This is a genomic window from Acidimicrobiia bacterium (assembly GCA_041394025.1).
GTDB lineage: Bacteria > Actinomycetota > Acidimicrobiia > IMCC26256 > JAOSJL01 > JAOSJL01.
Genome location: JAWKJA010000002.1, coordinates 59,560 through 75,108 on the forward strand (window position 1 = coordinate 59,560; position 15,549 = coordinate 75,108).

The 15,549-nt window shown below is 70.4% G+C and carries 13 protein-coding genes and 2 pseudogenes; 13 read left to right on the plus strand and 2 right to left on the minus strand.

Features of this window, described 5'->3' with window-relative positions; genetic code table 11:
- Positions 1–9: 9 nt before the first annotated feature.
- Together R3A49_00305 and R3A49_00310 are read left to right on the plus strand one after the other, a co-directional pair.
- A complete protein-coding gene (locus R3A49_00305; protein MEZ5169172.1) occupies positions 10–441 on the plus strand; it encodes an RpiB/LacA/LacB family sugar-phosphate isomerase in 432 nt (143 codons plus the stop codon).
- A gap of 18 nt (positions 442–459) precedes the next feature.
- Positions 460–750, plus strand: coding sequence for a GYD domain-containing protein (locus R3A49_00310; GenBank protein MEZ5169173.1), 291 nt, complete (start codon positions 460–462; stop codon positions 748–750).
- A gap of 66 nt (positions 751–816) precedes the next feature.
- Here R3A49_00310 and R3A49_00315 read toward each other — a convergent pair whose 3' ends face one another.
- Positions 817–1,023 (minus strand): hypothetical protein, encoded by a 207-nt coding sequence (locus R3A49_00315; protein ID MEZ5169174.1) that lies wholly within the window; start codon positions 1,021–1,023, stop codon positions 817–819.
- 81 nt (positions 1,024–1,104) lie between these two features.
- Here R3A49_00315 and R3A49_00320 point away from each other — a divergent pair, with 81 nt between their 5' ends.
- Both R3A49_00320 and R3A49_00325 read left to right on the plus strand, forming a co-directional pair.
- Positions 1,105–1,776 (plus strand): ribonuclease HII, encoded by a 672-nt coding sequence (locus R3A49_00320; GenBank protein ID MEZ5169175.1) that lies wholly within the window; start codon positions 1,105–1,107, stop codon positions 1,774–1,776.
- Positions 1,777–1,806: 30 nt separating this feature from the next.
- The gene (locus R3A49_00325) at positions 1,807–2,196 is read left to right on the plus strand and encodes a hypothetical protein (protein MEZ5169176.1); all 390 of its coding nucleotides are present in this window, start codon (positions 1,807–1,809) and stop codon (positions 2,194–2,196) included.
- An 18-nt stretch (positions 2,197–2,214) separates the two neighbouring features.
- Here R3A49_00325 and R3A49_00330 read toward each other — a convergent pair whose 3' ends face one another.
- Positions 2,215–2,646: a CBS domain-containing protein gene (locus tag R3A49_00330; protein MEZ5169177.1), complete on the minus strand. Its 432-nt coding sequence runs from the start codon at positions 2,644–2,646 to the stop codon at positions 2,215–2,217.
- Between the two features lie 123 nt (positions 2,647–2,769).
- Between R3A49_00330 and R3A49_00335 the strand changes: the two genes are divergently transcribed.
- The 9 genes and pseudogenes from R3A49_00335 (at position 2,770) to R3A49_00375 (ending at position 15,549) form a co-directional block, all read left to right on the plus strand.
- The gene (locus R3A49_00335) at positions 2,770–3,447 is read left to right on the plus strand and encodes a hypothetical protein (GenBank protein MEZ5169178.1); all 678 of its coding nucleotides are present in this window, start codon (positions 2,770–2,772) and stop codon (positions 3,445–3,447) included.
- 43 nt (positions 3,448–3,490) lie between these two features.
- Positions 3,491–5,206, plus strand: coding sequence for a DNA polymerase Y family protein (locus tag R3A49_00340; protein ID MEZ5169179.1), 1,716 nt, complete (start codon positions 3,491–3,493; stop codon positions 5,204–5,206).
- Positions 5,207–5,380: 174 nt separating this feature from the next.
- Entirely contained in the window at positions 5,381–5,779 is a 399-nt protein-coding gene (locus R3A49_00345) for a hypothetical protein (GenBank protein MEZ5169180.1), read from the plus strand.
- Between the two features lie 78 nt (positions 5,780–5,857).
- A pseudogene (locus tag R3A49_00350) lies at positions 5,858–5,959 on the plus strand (hypothetical protein).
- 62 nt (positions 5,960–6,021) lie between these two features.
- Positions 6,022–7,080: pseudogene (locus R3A49_00355) on the plus strand (IS256 family transposase).
- Positions 7,081–7,261: 181 nt separating this feature from the next.
- Positions 7,262–10,702, plus strand: coding sequence for an error-prone DNA polymerase (locus tag R3A49_00360; protein ID MEZ5169181.1), 3,441 nt, complete (start codon positions 7,262–7,264; stop codon positions 10,700–10,702).
- A gap of 104 nt (positions 10,703–10,806) precedes the next feature.
- Complete coding sequence (locus R3A49_00365; GenBank protein MEZ5169182.1) at positions 10,807–12,930, plus strand: beta-propeller domain-containing protein; 2,124 nt, start codon at positions 10,807–10,809, stop codon at positions 12,928–12,930.
- A gap of 112 nt (positions 12,931–13,042) precedes the next feature.
- On the plus strand, positions 13,043–14,275 hold the full coding sequence (locus tag R3A49_00370; GenBank protein MEZ5169183.1) for a magnesium transporter: 1,233 nt from the start codon (positions 13,043–13,045) through the stop codon (positions 14,273–14,275).
- Positions 14,272–15,549 (plus strand): TrkA C-terminal domain-containing protein, encoded by a 1,278-nt coding sequence (locus R3A49_00375; GenBank protein ID MEZ5169184.1) that lies wholly within the window; start codon positions 14,272–14,274, stop codon positions 15,547–15,549. The genes R3A49_00370 and R3A49_00375 overlap by 4 nt, the downstream gene beginning before the upstream one ends.

Genomic DNA, 15,549 nt, shown 5'->3' on the forward strand with positions numbered 1-15,549 from the left:
ATGAGCGGGATGCGGGTCGTGGTGGGCTCCGACGAGCAGGAGCACGTGGTGGACGTCGTGGTCGACTACCTGAGGGGGCTCGGGCACACGGTCGATCTCGTCGGCCCGCCCGGTGGCGGGACCGAGCAGTGGGCCGAGGTCGGACACATCGTCGGCCGGCGTGTCGCCGACGGGACGGCCGACACCGGCGTGCTGTTCTGCTGGACCGGGACAGGTGCATCGATCGCCGCCAACAAGGTTGCAGGCGTGCGCGCCGCCCTGTGCACCGATGCCTCGACAGCGGAAGGCGCGCGGAGGTGGAACGACGCCAACATTCTCGTGATGGGACTACGCCTCACCAGCCCGACGAGTGCACGGGAGATGCTCGACGCCTGGCTGTCGACCGGTCCGGAGCCGACCGAGGCCGACAACATCGCGCGGGCCGAGCATCCCGACGCCTGACGCGCCTAGGCTCCTGCCATGCCGACTTACGTGATGCTCTCCACGATCGGACCCGACGGCTGGGCGACCATCCGGGAACAGCCCGATCGGATCCACGCCGTCAAGGCCGAGGTCGAGTCGAAGGGCCTGAAGGTCGTGGCCCAGTACGCGCTCATGGGCCAGTACGACTTCCTCAACGTGATCGAGGCACCCGACGAGGCGACCATGGCCGAGGCAGCCGTCGATCTCGCCGCCCGCGGCACGATGAGGTCGACCACGCTGCAGGCGATCCCCGTCGAGGACTTCGTCGCAGCCCTGGAGTCCGTCTAACCGCTGGGCCAGCTTCCCTTTGTTCGCCTCGGGCGGTGCAGGATACCTGCACCGCTGATCCTCGGCTCAGTGCCACCACATGCGGTTGCGGCGGTCGTCGATGCGCACATCGTCGGCGGGGAAGAGTTTGGGGAGAACCGACCCGTCGGAGCGCCTCCGCACACGGTAGGACGGGGACTCTCCGTTCTCGCCCACCACGTCGACGATCTCGAAGCCGCGTGCGAAGCGGTTGTCGTAGGTGGACCGGACCTCGACGCGGCTGCCTCGCTCCATGCGCCGCATCGTATCCGCCGCGCCTCGCGCCACCGTGCGGGGATCAGGAGCCCGGGCCCGGTGGGTTGCTAGTTTCGCGTCGTGGCAACGTCGGGTCCGACGCTTCGGGTCGAGAACGCCTGCCGGCGCGACGGCGACACGGTCATCTGCGGGATCGACGAGGTCGGCCGCGGCGCGTGGGCGGGCCCGGTCACCGTCGGCGCGGTCGTGGCGGCGCCGGAGCGGCCCCGGACCCTTCGCGGGGTTCGCGACTCCAAGGATCTCGATCCTCGACGTCGCGCTGAGGCCGACCACGCCGTCCGGGCGTGGGCGCACGCCGTGGGGATCGGTCACGCCTCGCACGCGGAGTGTGACGAGTTCGGCATGACCGAGGCGCTGCGTCGTGCCGGCACCCGTGCTCTCGCCCAGGTCGCCGAGCAGGGTCACGAGCCCGACAGAATCCTCCTCGACGGAACCCACGACTACCTCCGGCTGGGTGGGCGCGTCACCACGATCGTCCGGGGTGACGCCACGTCGCTGGCTGTGGCGGCGGCGTCGTGTGTGGCGAAGGTCAGTCGTGACGCCCTGATGGAGCGGGAGGCCGTGCACTACCCCGTCTACGGCTTCGAGGGAAACCGGGGCTACCCGGCCCCTGTGCACCGCAGCGCGCTCCTGGCGTGGGGCCCGAGCGCGATCCACCGTCGCTCGTGGATCTTCATGGAGAGCCTTCCCTGGCGGGACCTCGCCCCGCCGCCCGGTCGCCTCTTCGTCTGATCCCCCGACCGCCACGTACAGTCTCGGCCCATGGGACAACAGATCACCGTGCAGGCACGCCGGGGATCCTCTCCGGAGATCCGGATCTTCGATCTCAACCGGAGCCTCACCGGCATGAAGATCGAGAGGTACGCCTCGGCTGACGATGTCCGCGGGCGGCGCCCTCCCGACGTGCTGGCCGGTCGTCTCTTCGAGCTCGGCGCCGATTCGGTCAGTGTCTACTCCAACGCCCTCACGGTCGAGGCGCCGGCGTCGCGGTGGGCCGATCTCGAGCCACGGGTCGTCGACACCGTCGAGAACCTCTTCGGCTACTACGGCGACGACGCCGGGTGGTCGCCCGAGGCGCTCGGCACCGCGACCTCCGGCGATCCTGCTCTCTCCGACGCTGCCGACGACGCCGAACGCCCGGACGGCGACTGACCGGCGGTCGGCCCGGCGCTATCGGGCGCCGATGTAGTCGCGGAGGGTCTCGGTCTCGTCGCGTAGCTCCTCGACGCGGTGGCGGACGACATCGCCGATGCTGATGAGTCCGCACAGCCTCCCGTTCTCCACGACGGGGAGGTGGCGGCGTCGTTGCTCGGTCATCACGGTCATCACGTGTGCGACGGTGTCGTCGCGGGTACAGGTCGTGACCGGTGAGCTCATGAGCTCACTCACAGGGGTGGTGAAGATCTCGTCCCTCAGCGTCGGGAGTGCACGCACGATGTCGCGCTCCGAGAGGATGCCCTCGGGCGTGGTGTCGTCGCCCGAAACGACCAGGGCGCCGATGCGGTGCTCCTCGAGGAGAGCGAGGGCTTCGGACACCGGGCGGTCGGGAGCGATCCGGCAGACGTCGTGGCCCTTGACCTCGAGCACCTTGTCGACCTTCATCGATGCTCCCTTCGCCGGTCCGGCCGACCGGGCCGGACCTGCCTGACACCAGTCAACCACCCTGGGCGGCCACGGTGGGGCAGCCCTCTTGTGAATCGAACATACGTTCGATACGGTGAGGGCGTGGCTCTCCCCGATGTTTCCCCTTCGTGCCCCTCGCCCCCCTCGCCGTTCCTTCCCCACGAACAGCTCTCGGCCCGGGAGCGTCTCCGCACGGTGGCCCGCAGCGTTCGTTCCACGGTGCTGGCGGGTGAGCGCGTGGTACCGGTGGCCGACGGGTGGGAGGGCCTTCTGCCCGGAGGAGGCCTGCAACGCGGGTCGGTCGTGGCGTTCGACGGCCCACCCGGTCGCGGGACCACCTCGCTGACGCTTCGGGTGCTCGCCGCGGCCACCGCGGCGGGGGAGTGGAGCGCGTTCGTGGATCTCGGCGGAACGCTCGGTGGTGTGGCCGCCGCCGGGGCAGGCGTGTCACTCGACAGGATGGCGGTGGTGCGCGGCGTGGCCGTCGACCAGTGGGCGACAGTGGTGGCGTCGCTGGTCGACGGTGTGTCGGTGGTCGCCGCCGAGGTGCCGTCGCGTCTTCGACACGCCGACGCCCGACGCCTCGTGGCCCGGGTCCGTGAGCGTGATGCCGTTCTGCTCGCCGTGGGCCGGTGGCCGGCGGAGGCCGCGGCGACACTACGTGCCGAAGGTGGTCCGTGGTCCGGCCTGGGTCGGGGAGAAGGTCTGCTGGCCCGACGGAACCTCACGGTCGCGGTGGAGCACCGGGGCGCCGCCCGCACCGTGGCACTCGCGGGATGAACATCCCGAGCAGGATCCTGGGGAGCGAGCGGCAGGGAACGGGGTGAGTGCCGAGAGAACCTGCTGTGTCTGGTGCCCCGACTGGCCGGTGGTGGCCTGGCGGCAGTCCGATCCGGCGTTGTCGGACCGCCCGGTCGCGGTGCTCGAGCCGGCCACCGGGGCCCCGGTGGTCCGCGCTGCGTCGCCCGAGGCGCGTGCCGAGGGTGTGCGCCCCGGGCTGCGCCGTCGCGAGGCCGAGAGCCGGTGCCCGGAGCTGGTCACCGTCGACGTCGACCCGATGCTCGAGGCACGCGCCTTCGAAGCGGTGGCTCGGGCCGTGGAGTCGGTCACACCGCGCCTCGTGCTCGACCGACCGGGCCGTTGTCTGTTCCCCACGCTCGGACCTGCGCGCTACTTCGGAGGCGACGAAGCGGTGGCCACGCAGGTGGTGGCCGCGGTCAGTGCCACCGGTGTGCCCGACGTGCGCGTCGGTGTTGCCGACGGGGCCTTCGCCGCTCTCCTGGCCGCGCGCGGTCCCGGACCCGGCTCGGTGCGCGTGGTGCCGCCCGGCGGGTCTCCCGACTTCCTCGGATCGTGGCCGGTCGGGGTTCTCCGGCTGGCGGGGTCTTCGCCCCCTGGCTCCGGTGCATCCGAGCCCGTGGCCCTGGCCGATCTGCTGGTCCGCCTGGGGATGCCCACGCTGGGGTCTTTCGCGGCCCTGTCGGCGTCGGCGGTGGCCGGGCGGTTCGGCGCCGCCGGTCGGTCGGCCCACCGGCTGGCCCGGGGCCTCGACGAGCATCCACCCGCTCTCACGCAGCCTCCTCCCGACCTGAGCGTCGACGAGGAGCTCGACCCGCCAGCCCAGCGTCTCGACGTGGCGGCGTTCGCCGCCAAGACCCTGGCCGGCCGTTTCAGCGCCCTGCTCACCGACCGTGGGCTGGCCTGCACCCGGGTCGTCGTGGAGGCCGAGACCGAGCACGGCGAGAGCCTCGCCCGCTGCTGGCGCCACGACGGCGCCCTCGACGCCACGGCCCTGGCCGACCGGGTCCGCTGGCAGCTCGAAGGATGGTTCGCCGGCACCCCGTCGGCGGTCGACGTGCCCGACCGGCGGGCCGCTCAGGACGCCGCTGCCGAGGCCGACGTGCTGGAGCCGGTCACGGCGGGTATCACCCTGCTGCGTCTCGCGCCCGACTGCGTGATCCCCGCCACCGGTCGTCAGCTCGGTTTCTGGGGCGGTGACCCTGCCGCCGCCGACCGGGCGGCCCGGGCCTTCGCCCGCGTGCAGGGGCTCGTGGGGCCCGCAGCCGTCGCCACGCCCGTTCTCCAGGGTGGACGCTCACACGCCGAGCGGGTCCGGTGGGTGCCGTGGGGAGAGCCACGCGAACCGGCGCGTCCCGACCGACCGGCAGGTGGCGGCCCGCACGGCGACCCTGCCGCCGGCGACGGCCCCACCTGGCCCGGGCGTGTTCCCGACCCGGCGCCGGCCCGTGTCTACGACCCACCGCGGTCCGCCGACCTGCTCGACGCCGACGGTGTTCCCGTCACAGTCACCGGCCGCGGGGAGTGCCACGCCCCACCGGCGTGGATACGCAGCGACGTGCTGGCCGACGGGACCAGTGGAATCGTCGCCTGGGCCGGACCGTGGCCCGAAGACCTCCGATGGTGGGACCGCCTCACGCGTCGGCGCCGTGCCCGCTGGCAGATTCTCACCGACGCCGGTGTCGCCGCCCTCGTGGTCGTCGAGTCGGGCCGTGCCGCCCTCGAGGCCCTCTACGACTGACGTCACTCCCTCTCGCCACCCTCTCGCCGAGATGGTGCACTCGTGTTGCCATACGCAACGGGACTGCACCAACCCGGCGACGGTGGTTGTCACAGGTTGTCGCTACCGTCGGCCCCGCCGCGAGAAGGCGGGCTCATGCCTCTCCTGTTCCCGTATCCTGTGGAGGGAGTTGCCATGGCCATCGACGAACGCAGCCGCCATGACCTGTACGTCAAGCTCGAGCAGACCCTCGGCGCCGCCGAGGCGTCGACGCTGATGGAGCATCTACCGCCCGTCGGGTGGGCCGACGTCGCCACCAAGCGCGACCTCGACGTCTTCGCGACCGAGCTCCGGGCTGAGATGTCGGAGCTGAGAAGTGAGTTGCGCGGTGAGATGTCGGAGTTGCGCGGTGAGATGTCGGAGCTGAGAAGTGAGTTGCGCGGTGAGATGTCGGAGCTGCGCGGTGAGATCGGGGGAGTGCGCGGCGAGTTCAGCCTGGAGCTCGCCAAGGCCGTGCGCACGATGGTGTTCGCCAACATGACCATCGCCGTGGCCGCCGTGGGCCTCGCGTTCGGAGCCGCCCAGATCACCTGAACTGCTCTTGCTGTATCGAACACATGTTCGATAGCCTGACCGCCCCCTTCGGCGAGCAGGTGAGGCAGGTGAGCGGCAGTGGGTGGGGCCGGGAACGCCGGGAGCACCACCGGCTACGCCGAGCTGCACTGCCACACCAACTTCTCCTTTCTCGACGGCGCCAGCCATCCCGAGGAGCTGGTCGACGAGGCACACCGTCTCGGGCTGGCCGCCCTGGCCGTCACCGACCGAGGACGAACTATCGCAACGGCACCCGGCAGAGGTCGTTGTCGACCCCCGCTGGTGATGTTGCGCTGGCGATCCCGAAGCTGCGGGTGGGGTCCTTCTTCCCGAGCCTCCTGGAGCCCCGCCGCCGGGTTGATCGGGCCCTGTGGGCGGTGATCATGTGCGCCTACATCTCCGGGACCTCGACCCGGAAGGTCGACGACCTGGTGCGGGCCTTGGGCTGCGACTCGGGGGTGTCCAAGTCGACGGTGTCGCGGATCTGCGCCGGGATCGACGAGGAAATCGCCGCGTTCCGCTCCCGGCGCCTCGATCACATCGCCATGCCGTATGTCTACCTGGACGCCACCTACATCAAGGCCCGCCACGACCACCGGATCGTGTCCCGAGCGGTGATCGTGGCCACCGCCGTGACCGCGAATGGCGACCGGGAGGTGCTGGGCGTCGACGTCGGCGACAGCGAGGACGAGGTGTTCTGGACGGCGTTCCTACGCACCCTCAAAGACCGAGGCCTCAGCGGGGTGCGGCTGGTGATCTCCGACGCCCACGCCGGCCTGAAGGCCTCGATCGCCCGCGTGTTCTCCGGTGCCACCTGGCAGCGCTGCAAGGTGCACGCCATGCGGAACATTCTCGCCACCGTCGGCGCTGCCCACAAAGAGATGGTCGCGGCGACAGTCCGCACGATCTTCGCTCAGACCGACGCCGAGGCCACCCGCGGCCAACTCCGCGAAGTCGTCGGCCTCCTCGAACCGAAGTTCCCCGACGCGGCCGCCATCCTCGAAGACGCCGAGCCCGACGTCACCGCCTATGCGACCTTCCCTCGGAGCCACTGGCGCAAGATCGCCTCCACGAACCCTCTCGAGCGGGTCAACAAAGAGATCAAGCGCCGCTCCAACGTCGTGGGGATCTTCCCCGACGACGCCGCCGTCATCCGCCTCGTCGGTGCCGTCCTCATCGAGCAACACGACGAATGGGCCGCCAGCGAACGCCGCTACCTCTCCGAAGCCTCCATGGCCCAGATCGACCAACCCCAGGAGGTGACCACAAGCCCCGACACCAACGAACTCACCGCCGCATAAGATCAGCGGCGGACACCGAGAGCCACGCTCTCATTTCCACCACCCGGCGGGACGCCGCCCACTCGTGTTGCCATAGGCAACGGGACTGCACCAACCCGGCATGCTTCGCTCTTGCTGTATCGAACATGTGTTCGATAGCCTGACCGCCCCTTCGGCGAGCAGGTGAGGCAGGTGAACGGCGGTGGGCGGGGCCGGAAACACCGGGAGCACCGGGTACGCCGAGCTGCACTGCCACACCAACTTCTCCTTTCTCGACGGCGCCAGCCATCCCGAGGAGCTGGTCGACGAGGCACACCGCCTCGGGCTCGCCGCCCTGGCCGTCACCGACCACAACGGCCTCTACGGCGCCGTCCGCTTCGCCGTGGCCGCCCAGTCGGTCGGGCTCCCCACCGTGTTCGGCGTAGAACTGACGTTGTCGGAGGGCACATCCAACGTACGTCAGCGGGTTCATGGCGGCGTGGTGAACGGCCCCGAAGGGGGCGGGGCCGGGTATCCCGGTCCCGCAGTGAGCGCGCCCGAAGAAAACGTCGACTCCCTTCAGGACCGCTCGTTGCTCAGCCATGAACGCAGTAGCTCCCGGGACGTGTGCCCTTCCATGTCCTCATCGCATCTGGTGGTGCTGGCCGAGGGGCCGGTGGGGTACGCCCGCCTGTCGAAAGCGCTGAGCACGGCACAGATGGCGGGGGAGAAGGGTGCGCCGGTCGCCACCCTCGCTGGCCTCGTCACCGGCGCGCGGGAGCCCGTACACCTCCACCCCGAGGTGAGCAGGGCCAACGACCACTGGTTCGTGCTCACGGGCTGCCGCCGGGGAGCGGTGCCCACCGCTCTGGCCGACGCAGGGCCCGCTGCCGCGCGCCGTGAGCTCGACCGCCTCGTGGAAGGGTTCGGCCGCGATCGCGTGCTCGTGGAGCTGTGGGACCACGGCGACCCTCTCGACCGTGCCCGCAACGACGCCCTGGTGGCCGTGGCCGCTGCCGCACGTGTGGAGGTCGTGGTCACCAACAACGCCCACTACGCCATCCCCGGGCGCCATCGGCTGGCCACGGCGTTGGCGGCGGTGCGGGCGGGACGCTCCCTCGATGATGTCGACGGCTGGCTGCCCTCCACGCCGTTCGCCCACCTGCGCAGCGCCGCCGAACAGGAGCGTCGTTTCTCCCGGTATCCGGGTGCGGTGGAGCGCACTGTCGACATCGCCCGCGCGTGCGCGTTCGATCTGCGGATCGCCGTGCCGAACCTCCCCGACTACCCCGTTCCCGACGGCCACACCGACATGAGCTGGCTCGCCGAGCTCACACGCCGCGGTGCAGCCGTCCACTACCCGGCGTCCCATTCCGACCACGAGAAGGCGATGCGCCAGATCGGCTACGAGCTCGGCGTCATCGAGGAGCTGGGGTTCCCCGGCTACTTCCTCCTGCTGCACGACATCGTGGAGTTCTGCCGCCGCCACGACATCTACTGCCAGGGCCGGGGCAGCGCCGCCAACAGCGCGGTCTGCTACGCCCTCGGGGTCACCAAGGCCGACGCCGTGGCGCTCGGCCTGCTCTTCGAGCGTTTCCTGTCGCCCGAGCGTGACGGACCGCCCGACATCGATCTCGACATCGAGCACGAGCGCCGCGAGGAGGTCATCCAGTACGTCTACGACCGCTACGGACGCGACCGCGCGGCGCAGGTGGCCAACGTCATCACCTACCGCCCCCGTTCGGCGCTGCGCGAGATGGCCAAGGCCGGAGGCCTCTCCCCGGGGCAGGCCGACGCCCTCACCCGGTGGCTCGACCGGTGGGCCGGCCGGGAACAGCTCGACGAGCTGACCGAAACCGGTGTGGCTGCATCCGACGAGCCGGAGGTACCGGTCCCCGAGCTGGTGGTCGATCTCGCCCGGGAGGTGCAGGACTTCCCCCGCCATCTCGGGATCCACTCCGGGGGCATGGTGATGGCCGACCGGCCGCTCGTGGAGTGCGTGCCCGTGGAGTGGGCGCGCATGGAGAACCGCTCGGTGCTCCAGTGGGACAAGGACGACTGCGCCGCGGCCGGGCTCGTGAAGTTCGACCTGCTGGGCCTCGGGATGCTCACGATGCTGCACCTGGCGGTCGATCTCATCGCCGGGCACGAGGGGGTCACCGTCGATCTCGCCACCATCCCCCAGGAGGACGAGGTCTACGACCTGCTCTGCGCGGCCGACACGGTCGGCGTGTTCCAGGTGGAGAGCCGCGCCCAGATGGCCACGCTGCCACGGTTGCGCCCACGGGAGTTCTACGACCTCGTGGTGGAGGTGGCGCTCATCCGCCCCGGTCCGATCCAGGGAGACTCCGTGCACCCCTACCTCCGGCGCCGGGCGGGGGAGGAGCCGGTCACCTACCTCCATCCGCTCCTCGAGTCCAGCCTGGCCAAGACACTCGGGGTGCCGCTGTTCCAGGAGCAGCTCATGCAGATGGCCATCGACGTGGCCGGCTTCAGCGCGGCCGACGCCGACGCCCTCCGCCAGGCCATGGGCTCCAAACGCTCCAAGGCCCGCATGGCTGCCATGCGGGAGCGCCTCATGGAGGGCATGGCGGCCAACGGGATCACGGGCGACACGGCGGAGGCCATCGCGAAGAAGTTGGAGGCCTTCGCCGACTTCGGGTTCCCCGAGAGCCACTCGGTGAGCTTCGCCTACCTCGTCTACTCCTCGGCGTGGGTGAAGTACCACCACCCCGCAGCGTTCACCGCCGCCATCCTCAACGCGCAGCCCATGGGTTTCTACTCGCCGCACTCACTCGTGCGCGACGGGGTGCGTCATGGTGTGGAGGTGCTCGGCCCCGACGTGGCGGCGTCACGGCGCGACTGCACACTCGAGTCACGCAGCGCCTCGGCCGGGCCGGTCGGGACGCCCCAGCCTGGATGGCACGCCGAAACCTCCACACACGCGGTCCGCATCGGGCTGCGCTACGTCAAGGGCCTGTCCGACACGCTCCTCGAGAGGATCGACGCCGAACGCGACGCTCAGCCATTCGCCGATCTGGAGGACTTCACACGTCGCACCAAGGCGTCGGTCGACGCGTTGGAGGCACTCGCCACCGCCGGTGCGTTCACCTGCTTCGGACACGACCGACGCGGCGCTCTGTGGAGTGCCGGTGCACTGGGCGCCGCGCGTACGGCAGGGCCCTCCAACGCCGAGAACCTGCCGGGGGTCGTCACCGGCCTCGAAGCCCCCGCGCTGCCCGGCATGGACGCCGTCGAGACCCACGCCGCCGACCTGGCCGCCACGGGTCTGTCACCCGATGCGCACCCCACGCAGTTCCTCCGGGATCGGCTCGACGACGAGGGCGTGGTCACCGCCGCCGGGTTACGGGATCTCGACGACCGCACCGTTGTGGAGGTGGCCGGTGTGGTCACCCACCGTCAGCGACCCATGACGGCCAAGGGCGTGATCTTCCTCAGCCTGGAGGACGAGACCGGTCTCGTCAACGTCATCTGCACCCCGCCGGTGTGGAAGCGGTTCCGTCGGGCGGCCCGGCAGGCTCCCCTGCTGAAGGTCCGGGGAGTGCTGGAGCGCCGCCAGGGCGTGATCAACCTCCTGGCGCAGCGGGTCCACGCCCTCGATTCCGCCCTGGCCGGCCACATCCGCTCCCGCGATTTCCACTGATGGCAGCCCTGTGGGGCGGCTTCCGGTCAGAAATCCGACGAAACCGGGAACCGACGCCCGCTCCGGCGCGTCCAACACCTCAGACGCACACCGAGGAGCCCGCCATGCGCCGTCGCCCACTCATCGTCACCGCCGCTCTCTCCGCCCTCATCCTCCTGGTGGGCGCCTGTGACGGCGGACCCGGAGCCGTCGAGAAGCCCGAGCCCCGACGCCTCCCCGAGGATCTCGTCCTCGCCGGCCGTCTCCAGGTGTTCGACGACTGCGACCAGCTGCTCGAGCATCTCCGGGCCGAAGGCGCCGAGCGGGTCGGCCCCTACGGTCTCGACGGCAGCTACGACTACCTCGCGGGGATGGAGGGGGACGCCCTCGCCGTCGCCGAGGACGCCGCGCCTGCCCCCGAAGCCGCACAGCGCAGCACGGGAGCGCCCACCGGTCCGGACTTCTCCGAGACCAACGTGCAGGAGGAGGGCATCGACGAGCCCGACACCGTGGAGACCGACGGCGAGTACCTCTACGTGCTCACGAACGGAACACTGCGCGTTCTCGAAGCCACCGCTGAACCGACGGTCGTGGCGGAGATCGACGCTGTCAACGGCACCGACATGATGTTGATCGACGACCGCCTCGTGGTGTTCGGGATGGTCGACACAACCGTCGAGAACGACTCTGGGCAGTGGGTCGAACGCAGCACCGTGCGCCTCATCGACGTGTCGGACCCCACGGAGCCTTCCGAGTCGGAGACGATGCAGGTCGACGGCCACGTCGTGAGCGCCCGCGCCGTCGACGGGCGTGTGCACCTGGTGACGTCGTCGCAGCCGACGGGTTTCGACTTCGAGACCCCCACGGCGTGGGGCTCGAATCCGCTGAAGAGTGTCTTCGGTACGACCGAGACCGAGGCCGAGAACGCCAACCAGCGTGAGATCGCCGAGTCGGACCTCGACGACTGGCTTCCCCGCTACGCGGTCGAACGTGACGGCGATGAGATCTCCGAGGGCCGCATCGCCGACTGCGCGTCGGTGTACCAGCCCCCCGAGTTCGCCGGGCTCGGAACACTGACCGTGTCGACCCTCGACCCCTCCGTGGGACTGGAGCCGGTGGGCTCTGCCGCCGTCGTCTCGAACGGCGAGACGGTCTACGCCTCACCCGACCGGCTCTACGTCGCCATGCAGGGAGTCCCCGACGAAACCTCCGGCACCGTCGCCGAGTTCGACGAGACGTCGACGATCCACGCCTTCGACATCACCGGTCCCGCAGGTGCCGAGTACACGGTGTCGGGCACCGTCGACGGACGCCTGCTCGACCAGTTCGCCCTCTCCGAGCACGAGGGGTACCTGCGGGTGGCGTCGACCGTGTCGTCGGGTGCCGTGATCGTCGACGACGGGATCGAGGAACCGCTGGAGGAGCCCGCCCCCGGTCCGGACACACGCTTCGACGAGTTCACGGGCGGGGACGACCCTGTCGTCACCGAACCCGACATCGCTCCTCCGCCTCCCGAGCCGGTGAGTGAGAGCTTCGTCACGGTTCTCGAGGAGACCGACCAGGCGCTCGTCGAGGTGGGCAGGGTCGGTGGCCTCGGGCGCGGCGAGGAGATCTACTCGGTGCGGTTCGTCGGCGACGTCGGCTACGTCGTGACGTTCCGCCAGATCGACCCGCTCTACACGGTCGACCTGTCGGACCCCGCCGATCCGAGGGTCGTCGGCGAGCTGAAGATCCAGGGGTACTCTGCCTACCTGCACCCCGCCGGCGACGGTCTCCTCATCGGCATCGGTCAGGACGCCACCGACACCGGGATGACCCTCGGGACCCAGATCTCGCTCTTCGACGTGTCGGATCTCTCGGCACCGCAGCGGATCGACAACGTGGCACTCGGATCCAGCAGCTCACCGGTCGAGTTCGACCATCACGCCTTCCTGTACCACGACGGGCTCGCGGTGGTCCCGGTGGAGAGCTACGGGTTCGACTACCGGTCGTCGGCCCTGGCTTTCGAGGTCGACCCGGCCGACGGGATCGTCGAGCGCGGCACCGTGACCCAGCCCGGTCCCGACGACATCCAGGACGACATCGAGCCCCTGCGCGGCGAGCCGGAGGCGCTCACGATCGCTCCTTCGTCGCCGATGATCGAGCGCACCGTCATCGTCGGTGACTCGCTGTTCACCGTCAGCGGCAGCGGTGTGATGGCCACCGACCTGGGCAGCTTCGATGACACCGGCTGGGCGTCCTTCGAGTGAGAGGCGACGACGTGTCACCCGGCGCTGTGCGCCATGACGGGTACGCTGGGGGTCTCCGCACCGCAGCCACGGGAGGAACCGGGAGCACCGTGCCCGAACCGCCGAGACCGTCATGCGCACCCCTGTCAGCGTCCTTGCGCGCACCGTCGCGCTCGTCCGCTCGGACCCCTCGGGGTTCCGGGCGGGCTTCCTCGCGCTCGCGCTCTCCACGGCAGCGGGGCTTCTTGCAGGGCTGACCCTCGGCTCGATCACCGGAACTCTCGAGGAGCTGCCCGGGCTCCTGATCCTCGTGCCGGCCGCCGTCGGGATGCGCGGCAACGTGTTCGGCGCCCTCGGCAGCCGTCTCGGTACCGCGATCCACACGGGGACGTTCAGGCTCTCCCGGCGCCCCGACACCCTCGTCGGCCAGAACGTCGTCGCGGCGCTCGTCCTGTCGGTGTCGCTGTCGCTCGTCCTGGCGTTTCTCGCCAAGATCGCCGCCGAGGCGTTCGGCGTGTCGGACGCCATGTCGATCGCCGACTTCATCGTGATCTCGGTGATGGGCGGGCTGCTGCCCTCGGTCATCCTCGTCGCCGTCACCGTCGGGGTCGCCGAGATGAGCGTCCGCCGGGAGTGGGACCCCGACAACGTCGAGGCTCCGATCGTGACCGCGGCGGGCGACGTGCTGACGCTTCCGAGCCTCTTCCTCGCCACCTACGTCGTGGGCGTCGACTACCTCACGCCCGTCGTGCTCGTCATCGCCGGTGTCGGAGCGTCGGCCGTTCTCGTGTACGGGGTGCGGACGCGCCTCCCCACCTGCAGGGCGATCATCCGCGGGTCGCTGCCGGTCATCGTCGTGGCGGGCTCGATCAGCCTCGTCGCGGGTGTCGTCGTGCAGTCGCGCCTCCAGCCCTTCCTCGAGGACCCGGCGCTGCTCGTCCTCCTCCCGCCGCTGCTGGCGTTGGTCGGGTCACTGGCGAGCATCCTCACAGCCCGAATCTCCAGCAAGCTGCACCTGGGCCTGATCGTCCCGACGCGACTGTCGCTCCGCCCGGCCGCGGCCGACATCGTGCTCGTGTTCGCCCTCGCGACCCCGATCTTCGTCGTCCTCGGCGTGAGCACGGACCTCGTGGCGGCCGCCACCGGCCTGGCGAGCCCCGGCGTCGTCTCCGTCGCCGTGATCGCGCTGCTGTCGGGCCTCCTGGCCACCGTCCTCGCCGTCGGTGTGGCCTACTTCGCCGCCGTGGCGGCGTTCCGCCTCGGCGCCGACCCCGACAACTACGGGGTCCCGGTGGTGACGGCATTCGCAGATCTCCTCGGCGCCGTTGCGCTTATTCTTGTTGTCACGAGCTTGGGGTTGACGTGACGAGCACACGCACCAACAGGAACGACGACGACCACCCGCGCAACCTGAAGACGATGCTCTCGGAGGCGAAGGACACCTCCGAGCTCATGGTCGATCTGGCGTACGCGGCGGTCTTCTTCAACGACGAACAGATGGCCCGCGAGGTCGAGGAGCTCGAGGAGCTCCAGACGGAGTTCGTCCACGAGATGCGGGAGGTCTGCGTTCTGGCGGCGCGCTCGCCACGCGAGGCCGAGGGCATGTCGGGTGTGCTCCAGATCGTGTCGGCCATCGAACGCATCGGGAACGCGGCGGTCGACATCGCCCGCATCGTCACACGGCGCCTTGGTATCCCCACGGCCCTCGTGGCAGACCTCGCCGACGCCGAGGAGGTGTCCCACAGGGTCCGGATCCGGGAGGACTCGGCGATGGCGGGGCGGACGCTGGCGGATCTGGAGCTCCCCACCGAGGTCGGCATGAGCGTCGTGGCGATCCGGCGGGGCAAGGAGTGGCGCATCGACCCCGACGGCGACGACGCCCTCGTGGGCGACGACGTGCTGATTCTCCAGGGTGCGGCCGCGGGCGTCGACGAGCTCAGGCAGTTGGCCGGTGCGCCGGAATGGTCACCCCCCACGCTGGGGGAGGAGACGGCGGTCTCCGACCTCGACCGTGCCGTCGACGCCATCGTGGAGATGAAGAACCTCTCCGAGGTCGGTGTCGGGTTGGCGTACTCGGCGCTGCTGTACGCCGACCAGGGCCTGGCGGCCGAGGTCATGCGTCTCGAGGACCACCTCGACGAGATGAAGGAGCGCCTCGAGGTGTGGGTGCTCCGTGCGGCGGCCGACCGTCTCGATCCTTCGCCGCTGCGCGGACTGCTGCACCTCGGGCAGGCAGCCGAGTCGCTGGGCGACTCCGCTCAGCAGATGGTCTGGCTCGTGAGTGCCGGGGAGGAGCTGCATCCGGTCCTGGCGGTCGCGCTCGCCGAGAGCGACGAGGTGATCGTCCGGGTCCCGGTGGCCGCAGGATCGGCGCTCGACGACGTGACCCTCGCAGAGGCCGACATCGAGATGGAGACCGGCTGCTACGTGCTGGCTCTGTGGCGCGCCGGTCGCTACGTGTACCAGCCGAGGCCCTCGCAGCGGCTCAGCGTCGGTGACGAGCTCCTGGCCACGGGACCCGAGGACGGCCGTGACGAGTTGGCGCGTCTCGGCGGCTACCTCGTGGAGGAGGACGACGAAACCGGCGAGATCGAACTCGTGGCCATGGGTGGGACCGCCGGCGGCGCCGGCGTGTCCTGA